Source organism: Streptomyces sp. NPDC005202 (assembly GCF_040608235.1).
GTDB lineage: Bacteria > Actinomycetota > Actinomycetes > Streptomycetales > Streptomycetaceae > Streptomyces.
The window spans coordinates 21,396-38,560 of the sequence record NZ_JBEXHW010000012.1 but is presented as its reverse complement, the minus strand read 5'-3'; the positions used below and the strand labels follow the sequence as shown (position 1 = coordinate 38,560).

The window sequence follows — 17,165 nt, the reverse complement described above, 5'->3', positions numbered from 1 at the left end:
CCGATGGGAAGGGCCGGCGGACCGCAGACAGCGCCAATCGGGAGAGCCGGCGGACCGCAGAAGCGCCGATCGGGAGAGCCGGCGCAACCCAGACAGCGACGAGACGGAGTGACCCATGTGTTTGGCAGTGCCCGGCAAAGTCGTGGCCATCGACCACCGCGCCGACCCGCTCACCGGACTGATCGACTTCGGTGGGGTGCAGAAACAGGCGTGTCTGGAGTACCTGCCCGACGTGCGGGTCGGGGAGTACGTCATCGTCCACGTCGGGTTCGCCCTGCAGCGCCTGGACGAGGAGTCGGCCCGCGCGTCCCTGGAGCTGTTCGCGCAACTGGGGCTGCTGGAGGAGGAGTTCGGCGACGCCTGGGAGCAGGCGGCGCAGCAGGCCGGGAGCGCCGCGCCGCACGCCCGCGCGGCGGCGGAACGCGAAGAGAGCGGGAGTGAGGCTTGATGAAGTACATCGACGAGTTCAACGACCCCGGTCTGGCACGCCGGCTGCTGGACGAGATCCGCGCGACGGTCACCCGGCCGTGGGCGCTGATGGAGGTCTGCGGCGGCCAGACCCATTCGATCATCCGGCACGGCATCGACCAACTGCTGCCGGAGGAGGTAGAGCTGATCCACGGCCCCGGCTGCCCGGTGTGCGTCACCCCGCTGGAGGTCATCGACAAGGCGCTGGAGATCGCCTCCCGTCCCGGGGTGATCTTCTGCTCGTTCGGGGACATGCTGCGGGTGCCGGGCACCGACCGGGACCTGTTCCGGGTCAAGGGCGAGGGCGGTGACGTACGGGTGGTGTACTCCCCGCTCGACGCCCTGCAACTCGCGCGCAAGCACCCCGACCGCGAGGTCGTCTTCTTCGCCATCGGCTTCGAGACGACCGCACCCGCCAACGCCATGGCCGTGCACCAGGCCCGCCGCATGGGCCTGGCCAACTTCAGCCTCCTGGTGTCCCACGTACGGGTGCCCCCTGCCATCGAGGCCATCATGACCGCCCCCACCTGCCGGGTGCAGGGCTTCCTCGCCGCCGGCCACGTGTGCAGCGTGATGGGCACCGCCGAATACCCGGAGCTGGCCGAGCGGCATCGCGTCCCCGTCGTGGTCACCGGCTTCGAACCGCTGGACATCCTGGAGGGTATCCGCCGCGCCGTCCACCAACTGGAGCGCGGCGAGCACCGGGTGGAGAACGCCTACCCCCGCGCCGTGCGCGAGCAGGGCAACCCGGCCGCCCTGCGCATGATCGAGGACGTGTTCGAGGTCACCGACCGGTCCTGGCGCGGCATCGGACGCATCCCCGCCAGCGGCTGGCGGCTGACGGACGCCTTCCGCGCGTACGACGCCGAGCACCGCTTCGACGTCACCGGCATCCGCACCGAGGAACCCGCCGTCTGCCGCGCGGGCGAGGTGTTGCAGGGACTGATCAAGCCCACCGAGTGCTCCGCGTTCGGCACCACCTGCACCCCGCGCACCCCGCTCGGGGCCACCATGGTCTCCAGCGAGGGCGCCTGCGCGGCCTACTACCTGTATCGCCGGATGAACGGCCCGGCGCCGCAGGGCTCCCGGGCCCCGCACGAGGAGATGAACCCCGTTGGCTGAACTGGCTTCCGCGGCGGCCACGGCCCCCGTCGACCCCGCGAACTGGACCTGCCCCGCCCCCTTGCGCGACCAGCCGGTCGTGGTGATGGGGCACGGCGGTGGCGGCGCCCTGTCGGCCGAGCTGATCGAACACATCTTCGCCCCGGCCTACGGCAACGCCACCCTCGCCGCGCTCGGCGACTCGGCGGTCCTCCACCTGGGCGGCGCCCGGCTGGCGTTCTCCACCGACGGCTACGTCGTCAGGCCGCTGTTCTTCCCCGGTGGCAGCCTCGGCGACCTGGCGGTCAACGGCACCGTCAACGACCTGGCGATGAGCGGCGCCCGGCCCGCCTACCTGTCCGCGGCCTTCGTGCTCGAGGAGGGCGTGGAGCTGGCCGTGGTGGACCGGATCGCGCGCGCCATGGGTGCGGCGGCCGAGGCGGCGGGGGTCACCGTGGCCACGGGCGACACCAAGGTGGTGGAGGCCGGACACGGAGACGGCGTGTACGTCACCACCGCCGGGGTGGGGCTGGTACCCGACGGGGTGGACATCCGCCCGCAGCGTGCGCGGCCGGGGGACGTCGTCATCGTCAGCGGTCCGATCGGCCTGCACGGCGTGGCCATCATGAGCGTCCGGGAAGGCCTGGAGTTCGACGTCGAGGTCGCCAGCGACACCGCGTCCCTGGCGGACCTGGTGGCCGCCATGCTCTCCGTCACCCCGGACATCCATGTGCTGCGCGACCCCACCCGGGGCGGGCTCGCTGCGTCCCTCAACGAGATCGCCCGCGCCTCCGGCACCGGCGTCCGGCTGCACGAGCGCGCCATCCCGGTCCCGGACGCGGTCGCCAACGCCTGCGGATTCCTGGGCCTGGACCCGTTGTACGTCGCCAACGAGGGCCGTCTCGTCGCCTTCGTACCGCGCTCGGAGGCCGAGGCCGTCCTGGCGGCGATGCGCGCCCATCCGCAGGGCGCCGACGCCGCGCTCATCGGCGAGTGCGTCGCCGAACACTCCGGCATGGTCGTGGTCTCCACCGGCCTCGGCGGGACCCGGGTGGTGGACCTGCCGCTGGGGGAGCAGCTGCCGCGCATCTGCTGAGCCGGACATGAAAACCCGCCCGTGTACCGGACATGAAAACCCGCCCGTGTACCGGACATGAAAACTCGCCCGTGCACCGGACGAAGACCCCGCCTGTGCACCGGGCATGAAGACCCCGCCGGCGCGTCGGGCGCCGACGGGGTCGGCCTTTGCCGGGCGGCCCGTCAGTGCGGTGGCCGTGCCTGCGCGGGCTCGACGGCAGTGATCTGCAGTTCCCGTCCGCTGCGCAGCTCCTGTGACGGGCGGTCACAGCGCGGGCACCAGAAGAACGGCGGCATACCCACCGGGAACTCCTCGGCGCACGGGTCGCAGTAGGCCCGGGCGGTGACCTGCTCGATGACGAGGCGGGCCGAGGCGAGGGCGGTGCCGTCGCGAGCCACCTCGAAGGCGAAGCTCAGGGCGTCGGGTACGACGCCCGCCAGCTCGCCGACCCGGACGGTCACCGCCGAGACGGCGTCCGCCCCGTCGGCCCGTGCGATGTCGTCGGCCTGTTCCACAATCGCGGTCGCGATCGACAACTCGTGCACGGTCGGCTCAGGGGTACCGGTGGCCTGCGCGGAAGCCCCCGGTCATGCGCCAGATCCGGATCTCGCGCACCATGCCGGGGATCTCCCAGACGAGCAGTGCCAGCGCCAGGCCGGCCACCGCGGCGGCCTGTGCCTTGAGCACCCTCCGTGTCGTCGTCCCGGCTCCCACGCCTGCGCCCGCGGCGGCCGCCGCGGCCTTCCTTCCTGCTGCTTGGACCTTCATTCCGGCCACTCCCTGCTGTCTGTCATCCCGGCTGTCTGTCATCCCGGCGAGATGTTCGGCATGATCTTCAGGAGCGTGTCATGCCGCTTCCAATGGATCCCGGTGGAGCGGCGCGCATCCGCTGTGCCGTCCTCGTGGTGTCCGGTCTGGTGGTGGTACGGCCCTTTGTTGCCCTGGTGCAGACCGGGCACGTGCGTGGGCGTGTCCGGCTTCGCCTGAGGCCGGCCGACTCTGATGCTGCCCATGGGGTGCTCTCCTTCCTCGCCTCCGCCCGCCCCGCCCTCGGGGCGGTCCGGTGGAGTGCGTGCTCATGGCCGCTCGGTGAGGTCCGCGAAGAACCGCTCGACGGCCGGCCACACCCGGCCGCCACCGGACAGGCCCTGCCACTCCCGGCGTACGACGGCGACCATCCGGAAACAGTCGTCGATCGGCGCGATCCAGTGGTGGTCGAGGCCGCGGACGGTGTTCACCAGCAGCGCCTCCACCTCGGGTTCCACGGAGGCGAGCGCCGGACACCCGGCGACCGCCTGCTGCCAACCGGCCGTGTCCACCTCCCATCGCATCGCCCCCGCGGGGCTCGGGCCCTGGGCGGTGACCGTGCCGTCGTCGTGCGGCACGAAGAACACCAGGCCGACCGGTACGCCCAGGGCTTCGGTGTCGACCCGGGGGAGCCGGATCCGACGCCGGGGGACGAGCCGGTACCGCCCCTCGCCCGCCCCGTCCTCGGCGAACAGCACCGAGCAGGGGCCGCAGGCGCACTGCACCTCCTGCTGCCCGGTGTCGTACAGGTGGGCGTGCTCGTCGGGCACGGGTGCGGCGCACAGGTCGCACACCTCCGCCTCGGCCGTCGCCGTCCCGTCGGCAGAGGAGCGGATGACGCGGGCCAGCGCTCCTCCGTCCACGGTCACCGCGCCTTCTGCGGCTGAGGTGCGCCCCGGCGGGCCAGCGCGTCCAGCGGTACGAACGCGGGAGCCGCCCGCCGAGCGGGCGCGCTCGGCACCGGCTCCACCGCCTGCAGCTCCGGAGCGACCGCGAGGACCGCTTCTCGGACCGCCTCGGTGACGTCGGACGTCCCGCCGCCACACCCGGAGCCGCACCCGCCGGCCGCCGTCAGGCGCACGCGGGCCACCTGTCCGTCCACGCCGACCCACTCCACGTCGCCGCCGCGTTCGCGCACCGCGGGACGCAGCCGTTCGACCGCGCGCGCGGCCCGGCGCTCGGCGGGCTCGGGATGGATCGCATGCAGCACCAGCAGGTGCCCCAGCAATTCGTCGTCGGCCAGGCATTCGGCCAGCTGCCCGTCCGCGTGGTCCGTCACTCGGGCCAGCGCCTCGCCGTAGACCTCGGTCAGGAGCCGCACCGCCTCGATCGCGGCGCGTCCAGTCGGACCGGGCCTGGACTCCAGCCCTTCCAGCAGCTCGTCGAGACGGGCGAGCCGCGCCTCGACGGCACGGTCCGCGAGCCGCCCGGTGGGGCCGGCCTGTCCGGCGTCAGCCATGGTTCGCTCCGTACGTCGGCGAGTGCAGGGTGGTCAGCGTCTTCCCCTTGCCGACGTACATGTGCACGCCGCACGGCAGACAGGGGTCGAAGCTGCGCACGGTGCGCATGATGTCGACGCCCTTGAAGTCGTCGGGCCCGTTCTCCTCGAAGATGGGCTGGCCCTGCACGGCGTCCTCGTACGGTCCGGGGGTGCCGTAGATGTCGCGGGGGCTGGCGTTCCACGGGGTGGGCGGGTACGGGTGGTAGTTGGCGATCTTCTTGTCCTTGATCACCAGATGGTGGGACAGGACGCCGCGCACCGCCTCGTGGAAGCCGCAGCCGATCGCCTCGTCGGGCACCTCGAAGTTCTCGAACACCTTGGTGTCGCCGGCCCGTACCAGCCCCATGGCCTCTTCCAGGAACTGCAGGGCCATGGCGGCCGCGTAGGCGACGAAGTACGGCCGCGCGCGGTCCCGTTCGATGGTGTTGCTCCACTGCGGGATCCGCCACTCCAGCGTGGTCTCCGGCAGCCTCTCGCCCTTGGGCAGCGAGATGCGCACGCTGTTGCCGGTGGCCTTGACGTACGGGGTGTCGACCAGCCCGCTCAGCGCGGTCGACCACAGGCGGGCGAGCGGGCCGCCGCCGCTGTCGAGGGCCAGGAGTTGGCCGCTGGTCCTGTCGTGCCAGCGCGGGCTCATCACCCAGCTGTACTTGTCGTCGAAGTTGCGCTTCTGCGGCACCGGGACGGTCGTCTGGTTCCACGGGTGACGCATGTCGATGGGGTTGCCGAGCGGGTCGTGGGTGACGAAGGGCTGCTCGTTGACCCAGTCCTCGTAGTACGAGCTGCCGAGCAGGATGCGCAGGCCGAGGTTGATGTCGATGAGGTTGTTGGTGACCAGTTCGCCGTCGACGATGACGCCCGGGGTGACGTACATCGCCTTGCCCCACTCGTTCATCGTCTCGTAGCGGTAGTCGACGACGTCGGGGTTCTGCCAGGCGCCCCAGCAGCCCAGCAGGATGCGGCGGCGGCCGACCTCCTCGTAGCCGGGCAGCGCCTCGTAGAAGAAGTCGAAGACGTCGTCGTTCATCGCCACGGCCTTCTTGACGAAGTCGATGACGCGCAGCAGCCGGCTGAGGTAGTCGGTGAAGGTGTTGGGCTGCGGCATCGTGCCGACGCCGCCCGGGTACAGCGTCGACGGGTGGACGTGCCGCCCCTCCATCAGGCAGAACATCTCGCGGGTCACCCGGCTGACCTTCAGGGCCTCCTTGTACACCTCGCCCTCGAAGGGGTTGAAGGCCCGCATGATGTCGGCGATGGTCCGATAGCCGTGGATCTCGCCGCGGGGTGCGTCGGTGCGCTCGGCGCGGGCCAGCACCCCGGGGTTGGTGGCCTTGACCATTGCTTCGCAGAAGTCGACGAACACCAGGTTGTCCTGGAAGATCGTGTGGTCGAACATGTACTCGGCCGCTTCGCCGAGGTTGACGATGTGTTCGGCCAGTCGCGGCGGTTTGACGCCGTAGGCCATCTGCTGGGCGTAGTCGGAGCACGTGGTGTGGTTGTCGCCGCAGATGCCGCAGATGCGCGAGGTGATGAAGCCCGCGTCGCGTGGGTCTTTGCCCTTCATGAACACCGAGTAGCCGCGGAACAGCGACGAGGTGCTGTGGCACTCCACGACTTCCTGGTTGGCGAAGTCGATCTTCGTGTAGATGCCCAGGTTCCCGATGATCCGGGTGATCGGATCCCAGGACATGTCCACGATCTGTGGGGGCTTGCGCCCCGTGGGCCGGGCCTCGGTTGTGGTCATCGGCGTTGCTGCCCCTTGCTGTCCGTGTTCCGTGGGTCTGTGGTGGAGTGGTGCGCGCCGCGCGGCATCAGGGCCGCCAGTGCGGGTCGTAACCGCTGGTCAGCTTGCGTTTGTTGTGGCGCCATTTGGGCTCGTGGTTCACCATGTTGTTCGTCAGGCCGCGCAGGCGGCGGATGACGGCCCCGTACGGCTTGATGGCCAGCGACGACAGCGTTCCGCCGGGCGGCTCGTCCATGAACGGCATGAAGGTGTCGGGGAAGCCGGGCATCGTGCATCCGATGCAGATGCCGCCGACGTTCGGGCAGCCGCCGATGCCGGCCATCCATCCGCGCTTGGGCACGTTGCAGTTGACGACGGGACCCCAGCAGCCCGTCTTCACGAGGCACTTGGGCGAGTTGTAGTCCTTGGCGAAACTGGCCTGCTCGTAGTACGAGCCGCGGTCGCAGCCCTCGTGCACCGTCTTTCCGAACAGCCACTGCGGGCGCAGCATGTGGTCCAGCGGGGGCGGGGGAGCGGAGCCGGCCGCGTGGTGGAGGACCCAGACCAGGGTCTCCATGAAGTTCTCGGGCTGGATCGGGCAGCCGGGCACGTTCACGATGGGCAGGCCGCCCTGGGACTTGTAGTCCCAGCCCAAGTAGTCCGCGAGGCCCATGCATCCGGTGGGGTTGCCGGCCATCGCGTGGATGCCGCCGAAGGTGGCGCAGGTGCCGGCGGCCACCACCGCCCATGCCCTGGGGGCCAGTTGGTCGATCCACCAGTTCAGGGTCTGGGGCTCCCCAGTGTCCGGATCGTTGCCGAAGGACGTCCAGTAGCCGTCGCCCTTGATGATGTTCTGGTTGGGGATCGAACCCTCGATGACGAGGATGAACGGCGACAAATCACCCCGCGCCGCAGCCCGGTACGGGGCGAGGAAGTCCTCACCGCCCAGGCTCGGCGAGAGCACTTTGTTGACCAGGTTCACCTTCGGCAGGCCCGGGATCAGGCCGAGCACCAGGTCCTCGATGGAGGGCTGGGCGGCGGCCGTCAGTGAGACGGTGTCGCCGTCGCAGCTCATGCCTTCGGAGATCCAGAGGATGTGGATCTCGTCGAATCCCTTCCGCTCCTCGGCCCGGCTGGGTTCGCGGCTTACGTCGGTGGTGCCGCTCTGAGTGGTCATGTCATCGGCCTCCGCTGCAGGTGGTCTCGGAGTCGGTCGTGTGTCGCGCTCGAAGGTGCAGCGGGAGCCGGTGCCTGCGGCTCCTCCGGTGCGTGAGCGGGCTCCAGCGGCTCGACTTCGTCGGGCCGGAAGTAGTGGAAGCGGCCGTACCAGCCGTTCAGTTCGGACGCGGGATCGTCGTCGAGGGTGACGGCGAGATGCACGCTGCCGTCGACGTCGTGGAAGACGGCGGCGACCTGTGCGGTCCGCCCGGCCAGGAACATGTCCTGGGCGTCGGCGCCCCGGCCCCGCGGGCAGAGCCGTACGCGGCTGCCACCCCCGACGGGCACGCCGTCGACGAGCACCGTGTCGGTGGTCGGGGACAGGCCGTCATCGGCGCCTTCCTGCCACCAGGCGGGTCGCTCCACGGTGGGGGCGGAAGGTGTGACCGGGGCCAGCGAGCGAATGGCGCCGTGCAGCCGGGCGAAGACCTCCGACGGCATGGTCTCGACGCGGTCGAGGATCTGGGCGGCCCGCGGGTCGGTGGCGCGTGCCTCGCGCTTCTCCTCGTCGGTCAGCAGCAGCGTGCGCAGCGTCAGGATCTCGTCGATCTCCGCGGCGTCGTGCAGATCCCCGGGGCTCTCCGGCGCCACCTGGGGGTGGTCGGGAAGGATGATCGGCGAGGAGAGCAGGACGGGTCCCGTTCCGCCGTCCTGCGGGCCCGGGGCGTCACCGGTGCCGGTCCGGCCGGTGGGCGGGTCACCGCCGAGGACCGGGAAGGTGAACGCGTTGCGACACGCGCGGGCGGGCTCGTGCAGGTCCGCGGGCGGGTCGATCAGCGACACGAACTCCACGTCCTCGCCGCCGATGAGCGTGTGCGTGGCGATGAGCGCATGGCGCAGGGCCTCGTCGCGGGCGGCCTGCGGGTCCGGCGCACGCCCCGTGTTCTCGGTCCGCACCCGGAGCCGGCAGACGTCCTCCGTCAGCCGCTCGGTCACGAGCGCGACACGCGCCCGGACCTCCGTACGTCGCCGCACCACCCGCCCGTCGCCGCCGGGCAGCGACTCGGTCTCCTCACCGGCCGCCGCTCCCACCGGAACGGTGAGCTCGCGCCGCAGGAGGTCGTCCAGCCCTACGACGAGGTCGGTCTCGCGCGGCACCGCCTCGTCGAAGGTCAGATGCGCCGCGCCGTCGCCCGTGTGCAGTGACTCGACCGCACGGTGCCGACCGTCCTGGCCGGTCTCCTCCACCTGCTTGTGCTGCATCTGCAGGTAACGCACCGTCACCCGTACGACCGCACCGGGCCGCCGGATCCGCAGCAGGCACTCGGTCTGCTGGTACCAGGAATCGGCGGAACCGGACACACCGGGCGCGACGGGGCCGTCGCGCTCCACCCAGTTCTGGGGCAGAAGCACCCCGAACTGCCACCGGACCCGGTTCTTGGGCGACGACCGGCGGTACGGGTAGAGCAGGTAGCCCTCGTAGAGGACGGCGTCGGCAACCGCGCTCAACTGCTCGAACGGACGCCCGTATCGGCCCGTGGGTACGGCAGCGTCGTCCACGGCAGCAGCGCAGCGAACGCCACCCTCGACCACAGCCTCCGGCATCCCGCCTCCTCACGATCGCACGTGCGTCATCCCTTCCACCACAGTCACACCAGTCACGCTTCCTCGCCCCTCCGGCCCACTCGGGTTGGGCCGTCCAGGGGAACGAGGGCGTCGGCAGGCGGGAATGCGGGCCGGCGGGGGCAGCAGGCCGGCGACGGCGACCGGGGATCGCCAGGCGCGGGCGCGTGCCACGAGCAGCGGCTGGAAGAAGCCCGTGTCCTCGGGCGTGCGCCACTCGGTGTTGACGAACCCCGCGTCGGCCGCGAGGCCGGTCAGCCGGTCCCGGCCGAGCGCCCAGTACGTGGTGCGGCGGACCTGGACGTGCCACTCCCCGTCTGCCGGACGGAGTTGGAAGAGCTCCAGGTCGTTGTGCTCACCGTCGTCGTGCCAGTGCCAGAGCTGGAAGGTGATGGTGCGTTCGGCGCTGCTGCCGGCCGGCTGGTGCACCTGCGGGGGCGTCGAGGCGGGGCGGTCGCGCAGCAGCTCGTCGTAGGGACGGGTGCTGACCAGCAGCCGGCTGGCGGAACGCAGCACGCGGTGCATCTCGGCCGGCGCGGTGTGCACGTCGTGCTCGGTCACGAGGTGGGGCAGCGAGGTGGGGCAGCGAGTTGTCGGCGCAGACGACGGCGTTGAACCGGCCGTCGCGGAACGGTAGGCGTCGCATGTCGGCGGCGGCCGTGGGCAGGGTCAGGCGGCGGCGGGCGGCCTCCCGGGTGGCGCGGACGGCAGCGCGCGGGCTGAGGTCGCTACCGGTGACGCGGTGTCCGCGCAGGGCCAGGCCGATCGCCTGCGTGCCGATGCCGCAGGAGCAGTCGAGCACCGCTGCCCGGTCCTGGCCGATGAGGGCGTCGAGCGCGGCGGCCTGCCGACGGATGCTCGCGTCCCAGCCCGCGTGGACCAGGTGTAGTTGTTGGCCAGTTCGTCGTAGAAGCGCGCCACCGATGCCTCCGGCACGGGCCGAGGCTACCGTGCCCGATTCCTGAGGGAAATGGCGACCATGCTGGTCACTGTCGCCCTTCGCGATCCTGGCCTGCCGCGCACCTCGTGGGCAGGCAACGGGTCGGTGAACCGGGAGGGAACTCTTGGGCATCGGTTTCTTCGGATGGCTGTTCGGGCGGATACCCCTGCCTAGCATGAGGTGATCACGCGCGGTACGACTCCCGGGAGGTCCGGAATGCTGTTGTCCGGCCTCAGGCGTCGGCCACTTCGCCTGTGGGGCGGGGTCTGTCTCGTCCTCCTTCTCGTCACGGCGGGCGTGTTGGCCGCCGCACAGGGGTCACACCGAGCGGCCGCGCCCACGGACGCACTGCCGCGCACCACCGTCGAGGTCTCGCCGAGCCACTGCGGCCGCGGCTGGAACAACCCGATACCCGGCGTTCAGGTCTTCGACCTGCGCAACACCTCCGACGAGCCGGCCGAGGTGTACCTCGAAGACGCCGGGAGCCAGGCCGTGTACGGCGCCGTGGAGGACGTCGGCCCCGGCACGACACGGCCGTTGACCGTCCGCCTCGGCGAAGGGGCGTACGCCTTCATGTGCGTACCGGACGACGCCGACGCGGTCACCGGGCCCACGGTCCGCGTCACCCGTGGACGCAGCGGCCCGGCGGCGGCACCCGTCACCGAGCACGACCTGATCCCCCCGACGCTCGGCTACCAGAAGTGGGTCGGCCACGGCCTCGACGAGGCGGTGCGGCTGGCCGCGAAACTGCGGGACGCCGTCGACCACGGCGACCTCGCCGGGGCCCGCACGGCCTGGTTGCCGGCACACCTGCAGTACGAGCGGCTCGGCGCGGCCTACGGCGCCTTCGGCGATGCGGACGGGCGGATCAACGCGACGGACGCGGGCCTGCCCGGTGGTGTCCACGACCCGTCCTTCACCGGCTTCCACCGCATCGAGTACGGGCTGTGGCACGGCCAGTCCGCCCGCACCCTGCGCGCCCCTGCTGCTGCCCTCGTCAAGGCGCTCACCGCTCTGCGCGACTCGTGGTCGCAGACCCGGATGGACCCGGCCCAGCTCGGCCTGCGGGCGCACGAGATCCTGGAGAACACCGTGCAGTTCGAACTGACCGGGCGCACCGACTACGGCAGCGGCACCAACCTCGCCACCGCCCGCGCCAACCTCGACGGCACCCGCGAGGTTCTGTCCCGGCTGCGTCCCCTGCTCACCACCCGCTACGCCGACCTGCCCGGACTGGAAGGGGACTTGGGACGGGCACAACGCACCCTCGACGGCTTCCGTCACGGCGGTGTGTGGACCCCGCTGGACCGACTGAGCCGTGCCCAGCGGGAAACGGTCGACGCGGTGCTGGGCGATCTGGTGGAGCGGCTGGCGTCGGTGGCGACCCTGTGCGATCCACGGAGGACGGTATGAGCGCGACCGAGAAGACCGGGGGAGTGGGCCGGCGTGGTTTCCTGCGCGGCGCGGCCCTCGCCGGCGCCGGGCTCGCCACGGGCGGTGCGGCGGCTCCCGGTACGGCAGCGGCTCCCGGCACGGCCGCGACCCCCGGTACGGCAGCGGCTCCCGGCACGGCCGCGACCCCGATCGCCCCGTTCCACGGCAGGCACCAGCACTCGGTGCTCGCGCCCCCGCGCCGGGTCACCGCATTCACCGCCTTCGACGTCACCGTCGACAACCGCGCCGAGCTGACCGACCTGCTGCGCACGCTCACCGAGCGCGCCCGCTTCCTCGCCACCGGCGGGATGCCGCAGCCCGTGGGCATAACCGGCCCGCCCGCCGACTCGGGCATCCTGGGCGACCGGCTGCCCTCCGGCGCGCTCGCGGTGACCGTCGGCGTCGGCGCCGCGCTCTTCGACGACCGCTTCGGACTCGGCGGGCGCGCACCACGCCGTCTGACCACCATGCCGGTCTTCCCCGACGACGACCTCCAGCCGGACTGGTGCCACGGCGACCTCAGCGTGCAACTGCACGCCGACGAACCGGACACCGTGCTGCACGCCCTGCGCGACATCGCCCGGCACACCCGCGGCGGCATGCAAGTCCGCTGGCGCCTGGACGGCTTCACCAGCCCGCCGCGCCCGTCCGGCACCCCGCGGAACCTGATGGGCTTCAAGGACGGCACCGCCAACCCGGACGCCACCAGCGCCCGCGAGATGAACCGCCTGGTGTGGGTGGGCAAGGGCATGGGCGAGCCGGACTGGGCGGTCGGCGGCAGCTACCAGGTCGTCCGTCTGATCCGCATGCTCGTGGAGTTCTGGGACCGGGTCTCCCTCAGCGAGCAGGAGCGGATGTTCGGCCGGGCCCGGGAGTCCGGCGCACCCCTGGACGGCAACGCCGAGCACGACACCCCGAACTACGCGGACGATCCCAAGGGGGACGTCATCCCGCTGGACGCGCACATCCGGCTCGCCAACCCGCGCACGCCCGCGACCGCCGGCCAACGGATCCTGCGCCGCGCCTACAACTACGACCGGGGCACGGACAGCAACGGCAACCTTGACATGGGGCTGCTGTTCTGCTGCTACCAGCAGGATCCGGCCCGGCAGTTCGAGACCGTCCAGCGGCGGCTGGCGGGGGAGCCGCTCACCGACTACATCACGCCGTTCGGCGGCGGCTACTTCTTCGCCCTGCCCGGTGTACAGGACGCGACGGACTGGTACGGACGCTCTCTCCTCGGCTGAACCCTCAGCCGAACCTGTATGGACAACCCGCGCACACCATTGGTCAATACACGGTCAAGATTTGGCCCGACCTTCCTGACCCGGTGTTCATCCCGGCGCCACCATGGCTCCGCCGAAGTGCCGCCTGCCCGGCGAAACATCGCTGACCGTACGGCGCACCAATGAACCGCCCGGAGGGTGAACCAGCATGGCCAGCAGGGGAAGACGAGCACCAATAAAAAGCCTGGGCGCCCTCGCGGGGGCCGCCGCGCTCACGGTCCTCGGCGGGAACGCGCCCACCTGGGCCGCCGTGTCCGCCGGCCACGGCCACTCGTCGACGGCCACGCCGATCAAGCACGTGGTCGTCCTCTTCGACGAGAACATCTCCTTCGACCACTACTTCGCCACGTACCCGAAGGCCGCGAACACCGACGGCACGAAGTTCACGGCATCCAAGAAGACCCCGAAGGACATCGACACCCTCGCGCACGCCGGGCTGCTGACGAAGAACCCCAACCAGTACGCGCCCAAGCGGCTCGGCCCCGCGCAGGCCATGACGTGCGACCAGAACCACTCCTACGGGCCCGAGCAGTACGCCGCCGACGGCGGCAAGGCCGACAAGTACGTGGAGAACACCGAGGTCGACAAGTGCAGCGGCGGCCTGTTCGGCGAGCCGGGCCTGGTGATGGACTACTACGACGGCAACACCGTCACCGCGCTGTGGAACTACGCCCAGCACTACTCCCTGGCGACCGCGCCTTCAGCTCGGTCTACGGCCCCTCCACACCCGGCGCCCTCAACCTGGTCTCCGGCCAGACCCACGGCGTCGTCTCCGTCGACCCGGCCTCCGGCACCGAGAACCCGAAGCAGACCCCGACGCCCGACGCCTACGCCGTCAAGTCGCCCGACGCCAAGGGCGTCGGCACGGTCGTCAACGACCCCGACCCGGCCTACGACGACTGCTCCGGCAAGGACCACACCAGCAGCAACGCGCTTGCGGCGATGCAGGGCCGCAACATCGGCGACCTCCTCAACGCCAAGCACGTCACCTGGGGCTGGTTCCAGGGCGGCTTCCGCCCGTCCACCGCCTGGGACGGCAAGCAGGGCCACTATGCCAAGTGCGACACGGCGCACACCAATGTCGGCGGGGCCGCGGTCGTCGACTACAGCCCGCACCACTCGCCGTTCGAGTACTACAAGTCGACGTCCAACCCGCACCACCTGCCGCCGAAGAACGTCGACGAGATCGGCCACAGCGGCCAGGCCAACCACAACTACGACCTGACCGACTTCGACGCGGCCCTCAAGGCGGGCAAGCTGCCGGCCGTCAGCTTCGTCAAGGCGCCCGAGTACCAGGACGGTCACGCCGCCTACTCCGACCCGATCGACGAGCAGCACTTCCTCGTCAGCCAGATCAACGCGGTCCAGAGCTCGCCGCAGTGGAAGTCCACGGCCGTCGTCGTCGCCTACGACGACTCCGACGGCTGGTACGACCACGCCTACGCCAAGCCGCGCAACGGCTCCACCGACACCTCGCTCGGCTCCAACGGAAAGACGACCGACAGCCCGGCATGCCAGGCCGGCCCCGCCCCGTCCGGCGGCTACCAGGACCGCTGCGGACCGGGCACCCGGCAGCCGCTGCTGGTGATCTCCCCGTACAGCAAGGTGAACAAGGTCGACCACACGCTGACCGACCAGTCCTCGATCATCCGTTTCGTCGAGGACAACTGGCACACCGGCCGCATCGGCGACCACTCCTTCGACGCCACCGCGGGCTCCCTGGCGGGCATGTTCGACTTCCGCCACCCCAACAACAAGCAGGTCCTGCTGAACGCGGACGGCTCGGTCAAGTCGGTGGGGCCCATCCACCACGTGAACCCGGTCGCCACCAGCATCACGCCGGGCCCGGCGATGCAGAACACCGCAGCGTCCACGGACACCTCGTCGTTCCCCGCACTCCCGGTGGGCATCGGGGTGGGCGCACTCGTGGCCGCCGGCGCCACGGGCACGTACCTGACCCTGCGCCGCAGGGCGCGTGGCACCGCCTGACGTCACGGGCGCACACGGCTCGGCACGGTCGTCCCGGACCGCGCCGAGCCGCTGTGCGTACGCTGGTGCCCAGGGTTGTCCGGTGCCGTCGCCCCCCGTTCTCGGCGCCGGTCCACGCCGGCGGCCGCCCTGAGATCCGCGCGCACGGCCCATTCCGCTGGACGCCCCGGTCACCGGGTCCTCAAGCGGCAGGCACCACGGCCGTCCCCGCCTCACCTCGTCCGCGCCCTCGCGGCGTAGCGCGGTCACCAACTTTCCGAAGCAGCGCGGGCTCAGCCCGGTGAACGGGCCTGTCCAGGAGGATGGCTCCGACGCCGTAATCACACCAGCCACCGCAAGATCATCTCACCCGTGACCTGCAAAGAAGGCCGGACCGCGGCAGCGGGGGCACTGCCATGGAAGGAGCCGGTCGTGGCGGGGGAAGAGAAAAGAAGACCGTTTTGCAGGGGCGACGGGCTCAGGCGTCGCGACCGACGGAGCCTTCGATGCGGGTGAGCTGTCGGTCGATGTCCGTCATCCACACTTCCAGATCGACGACCGTGGGAAGGGCCGGATGGTGCTCCGGCGGCGGTGGGGTACCCGGACGCCGGCTGGGGACGGGGCGCTCGGCACGGGTGAGGAGCGTGGCGATCCGGTCGGCGTCCGTCGCCAGCTCGGCTGCCGTCCTGCGGGCCCATGCGCTCGCGTCCGGCGGAGCGTCGCCCGCCGGCAGCTCGAAGCGGGGAAGCCGCTGCGCGCCCAGCACGCTCTGGTACGCCACGATGAGGACCCCGTGCCAGTCGGCCTGAACGCCCTCCCCGGCAGTGTGCGGCTCGCTGCGGAACTGCAGATCCGGCGGGTCGCAGCGCCGGCCTGGGCCAGAGCCCGGTCCGTACGCCCCGGGCCGGCCGGGCGCTCACCGGGCGCCACCTGCGACAGCCGCAGCCCCTCGCTCCGCTCACGCAGCTGTGTGACCGGGGAGTGGGCGGATTCGGCCGCTGCTGCGGCCGCCGTCTCCAGCGCGTCGGCGAGCCGTTCCCGGTAGTGCGTGGCGGGCCGGGCAGGAGGAAGGCCTGGGCCAGCGCGAGGAGTACGACGCCCACGGCCAGCCCCGTCAGCCGGGCGCCCAGCGTCTGGGCAGCGTACGGCGGGAAGCACGCCAGGATGTACAGGAGTTGCAGACCGGGTGCGGCACCCGCCGGACGGGGTCCGGCCACCGCGGCGAAACTCAGCAGGAAGCCGGTGACGAGCATGCCGGCCACGGCGCCCGCCGTGCTCGCGGCGAGTCCCGTGCCCAGGGTGATGAGCACCACCCCGATCGGCAGGGTCCGCAACGTGACAGAGGCCTGCTGCCGGCCGGCCCTGGGGGTGAAGAGTGCGTACAGGCCGAGACCGGCTGCTCGAAGCCGTACAGGAACGTGTAGAAGCCGGCACTCGCCGCGCCGGTGACCTGGATCGACCGTCGTACGGTCACAGTACGGTCCGGGCGGCTCATCATGCCCGCTCGCCACCCGTGCCGGTGCGTGCACTGTGCACGGCTCCTGACGGCGATGGCGGCTGTGCGCACATGGAGGCGTTCCTCTCGGCATACGCCGCGCGTCCTCGGCGCCCCGACCTGTGCTCATTGTCGATCCACCGCACGCCCGGCGCATGTGGTCAGGAGGCGCGGCGCGCGGTACGTCGGTCTTCCACTGACTGGACGCGCGCGGGAGCCCTGGCCGAGTGGTCAGTGCCGCTCGTCGCCGGTCCGGGCAGGTGCTCGGGGTCGGCGAGGATCACGTTCCAGAGGCCGTCCTTACGCTGCACCGCCGCCCCTTACGCGGCACCGCCGCCGCGGCCCGCACCGGCCGGGTGAGCGTCCGGCAGTATTCGGCGGTGTGCCGCTCCCCTGGGGGCAGCGCCTTGAGGGTCTTGGTGTGTCCACCGGCCACCCAGCCGTTGCCGCGCGACCACACCACCGGCCTGCCCGAGGGCGAGACGATCCCGCCGGGGAGGAAACGCTTGTCGCGGTACCAGAGCCCGGTGGCGTCGTCGTTCTGCACCCGGTGGTCAGTGTTCTGCACCCGCCGGTGGCCGGA

Annotated in this window: 15 protein-coding genes and 3 pseudogenes; 6 read left to right on the top strand and 12 right to left on the bottom strand. The window is 71.4% G+C overall.

Annotated features, from left to right (window positions below; translation table 11 throughout):
- The first annotated feature begins 115 nt into the window (after positions 1 to 115).
- The 3 genes from ABZV31_RS19310 to hypE are packed head-to-tail and all read left to right on the top strand — an operon-like array spanning position 116 to position 2,665.
- Complete coding sequence (locus ABZV31_RS19310) at positions 116 to 448, top strand: HypC/HybG/HupF family hydrogenase formation chaperone (protein WP_355895117.1); 333 nt, start codon at positions 116 to 118, stop codon at positions 446 to 448.
- On the top strand, positions 448 to 1,590 hold the full coding sequence (gene hypD / locus ABZV31_RS19305; RefSeq protein ID WP_355895114.1) for a hydrogenase formation protein HypD: 1,143 nt from the start codon (positions 448 to 450) through the stop codon (positions 1,588 to 1,590). Before ABZV31_RS19310 ends, hypD begins: the two co-directional genes overlap by 1 nt.
- A complete protein-coding gene (hypE, locus tag ABZV31_RS19300; protein WP_355895111.1) occupies positions 1,583 to 2,665 on the top strand; it encodes a hydrogenase expression/formation protein HypE in 1,083 nt (360 codons plus the stop codon). The genes hypD and hypE overlap by 8 nt, the downstream gene beginning before the upstream one ends.
- Before the next feature lie 164 nt (positions 2,666 to 2,829).
- On the opposite strand, the gene hypA is transcribed toward hypE, so the two are convergent.
- The 9 genes and pseudogenes from hypA to ABZV31_RS19255 form a co-directional block, all read right to left on the bottom strand.
- The gene (hypA, locus tag ABZV31_RS19295; protein WP_355895109.1) at positions 2,830 to 3,192 is read right to left on the bottom strand and encodes a hydrogenase maturation nickel metallochaperone HypA; all 363 of its coding nucleotides are present in this window, start codon (positions 3,190 to 3,192) and stop codon (positions 2,830 to 2,832) included.
- A 7-nt stretch (positions 3,193 to 3,199) separates the two neighbouring features.
- Positions 3,200 to 3,415: a hypothetical protein gene (locus tag ABZV31_RS19290; RefSeq protein WP_355895106.1), complete on the bottom strand. Its 216-nt coding sequence runs from the start codon at positions 3,413 to 3,415 to the stop codon at positions 3,200 to 3,202.
- A gap of 38 nt (positions 3,416 to 3,453) precedes the next feature.
- The gene (locus tag ABZV31_RS19285) at positions 3,454 to 3,660 is read right to left on the bottom strand and encodes a hypothetical protein (protein WP_355895103.1); all 207 of its coding nucleotides are present in this window, start codon (positions 3,658 to 3,660) and stop codon (positions 3,454 to 3,456) included.
- Between the two features lie 63 nt (positions 3,661 to 3,723).
- On the bottom strand, positions 3,724 to 4,323 hold the full coding sequence (locus ABZV31_RS19280) for a DUF5947 family protein (protein ID WP_355895101.1): 600 nt from the start codon (positions 4,321 to 4,323) through the stop codon (positions 3,724 to 3,726).
- Positions 4,320 to 4,913 (bottom strand): NifU family protein, encoded by a 594-nt coding sequence (locus tag ABZV31_RS19275; protein ID WP_355895098.1) that lies wholly within the window; start codon positions 4,911 to 4,913, stop codon positions 4,320 to 4,322. The genes ABZV31_RS19280 and ABZV31_RS19275 overlap by 4 nt, the downstream gene beginning before the upstream one ends.
- Positions 4,906 to 6,699, bottom strand: coding sequence for a nickel-dependent hydrogenase large subunit (locus tag ABZV31_RS19270; protein ID WP_355895096.1), 1,794 nt, complete (start codon positions 6,697 to 6,699; stop codon positions 4,906 to 4,908). The genes ABZV31_RS19275 and ABZV31_RS19270 overlap by 8 nt, the downstream gene beginning before the upstream one ends.
- Before the next feature lie 67 nt (positions 6,700 to 6,766).
- On the bottom strand, positions 6,767 to 7,855 hold the full coding sequence (locus tag ABZV31_RS19265; protein WP_355895094.1) for a hydrogenase expression protein HypE: 1,089 nt from the start codon (positions 7,853 to 7,855) through the stop codon (positions 6,767 to 6,769).
- Positions 7,852 to 9,441, bottom strand: coding sequence for a hypothetical protein (locus tag ABZV31_RS19260; protein ID WP_355895092.1), 1,590 nt, complete (start codon positions 9,439 to 9,441; stop codon positions 7,852 to 7,854). Before ABZV31_RS19260 ends, ABZV31_RS19265 begins: the two co-directional genes overlap by 4 nt.
- Before the next feature lie 180 nt (positions 9,442 to 9,621).
- A pseudogene (locus tag ABZV31_RS19255) lies at positions 9,622 to 10,395 on the bottom strand (class I SAM-dependent methyltransferase); the annotation flags it as partial.
- Between the two features lie 220 nt (positions 10,396 to 10,615).
- Between ABZV31_RS19255 and ABZV31_RS19250 the strand changes: the two are divergent.
- From ABZV31_RS19250 to ABZV31_RS19240, 3 genes and pseudogenes are all read left to right on the top strand, one after another.
- Positions 10,616 to 11,812 carry an EfeM/EfeO family lipoprotein gene (locus tag ABZV31_RS19250; RefSeq protein ID WP_355895090.1) on the top strand — a complete coding sequence of 399 codons (1,197 nt, stop codon included), beginning with the start codon at positions 10,616 to 10,618 and terminating at the stop codon, positions 11,810 to 11,812.
- Entirely contained in the window at positions 11,809 to 13,080 is a 1,272-nt protein-coding gene (gene efeB, locus ABZV31_RS19245) for an iron uptake transporter deferrochelatase/peroxidase subunit (RefSeq protein ID WP_355895088.1), read from the top strand. The genes ABZV31_RS19250 and efeB overlap by 4 nt, the downstream gene beginning before the upstream one ends.
- A 187-nt stretch (positions 13,081 to 13,267) precedes the next feature.
- Positions 13,268 to 15,108 (top strand): annotated as a pseudogene (locus tag ABZV31_RS19240) (alkaline phosphatase family protein).
- 177 nt (positions 15,109 to 15,285) lie between these two features.
- Here ABZV31_RS19240 and ABZV31_RS19235 read toward each other — a convergent pair.
- The 3 genes and pseudogenes from ABZV31_RS19235 to ABZV31_RS19225 form a co-directional block, all read right to left on the bottom strand.
- Positions 15,286 to 15,441, bottom strand: a pseudogene (locus ABZV31_RS19235) (IS5/IS1182 family transposase); the annotation flags it as partial.
- 124 nt (positions 15,442 to 15,565) lie between these two features.
- Positions 15,566 to 15,868: a hypothetical protein gene (locus tag ABZV31_RS19230; RefSeq protein ID WP_355895085.1), complete on the bottom strand. Its 303-nt coding sequence runs from the start codon at positions 15,866 to 15,868 to the stop codon at positions 15,566 to 15,568.
- Between the two features lie 994 nt (positions 15,869 to 16,862).
- Positions 16,863 to 17,150 carry a glycoside hydrolase family 88 protein gene (locus tag ABZV31_RS19225; protein WP_355895083.1) on the bottom strand — a complete coding sequence of 96 codons (288 nt, stop codon included), beginning with the start codon at positions 17,148 to 17,150 and terminating at the stop codon, positions 16,863 to 16,865.
- Positions 17,151 to 17,165 lie beyond the last annotated feature (15 nt).

Excerpts from the sequence above, each read along its gene's own strand:
- ABZV31_RS19310 (WP_355895117.1), top strand. The coding sequence starts at position 116 with ATGTGTTTGGCAGTGCCCGGCAAAGTCGTGGCCATCGACCACCGCGCC.
- hypD (WP_355895114.1), top strand. The coding sequence starts at position 448 with ATGAAGTACATCGACGAGTTCAACGACCCCGGTCTGGCACGCCGGCTG.
- ABZV31_RS19290 (WP_355895106.1), bottom strand. The coding sequence starts at position 3,415 with ATGAAGGTCCAAGCAGCAGGAAGGAAGGCCGCGGCGGCCGCCGCGGGC.
- ABZV31_RS19285 (WP_355895103.1), bottom strand. The coding sequence starts at position 3,660 with ATGGGCAGCATCAGAGTCGGCCGGCCTCAGGCGAAGCCGGACACGCCC.
- ABZV31_RS19275 (WP_355895098.1), bottom strand. The coding sequence starts at position 4,913 with ATGGCTGACGCCGGACAGGCCGGCCCCACCGGGCGGCTCGCGGACCGT.
- ABZV31_RS19270 (WP_355895096.1), bottom strand. The coding sequence starts at position 6,699 with ATGACCACAACCGAGGCCCGGCCCACGGGGCGCAAGCCCCCACAGATC.
- ABZV31_RS19265 (WP_355895094.1), bottom strand. The coding sequence starts at position 7,855 with ATGACCACTCAGAGCGGCACCACCGACGTAAGCCGCGAACCCAGCCGG.
- ABZV31_RS19260 (WP_355895092.1), bottom strand. The coding sequence starts at position 9,441 with ATGCCGGAGGCTGTGGTCGAGGGTGGCGTTCGCTGCGCTGCTGCCGTG.
- ABZV31_RS19250 (WP_355895090.1), top strand. The coding sequence starts at position 10,616 with ATGCTGTTGTCCGGCCTCAGGCGTCGGCCACTTCGCCTGTGGGGCGGG.
- efeB (WP_355895088.1), top strand. The coding sequence starts at position 11,809 with ATGAGCGCGACCGAGAAGACCGGGGGAGTGGGCCGGCGTGGTTTCCTG.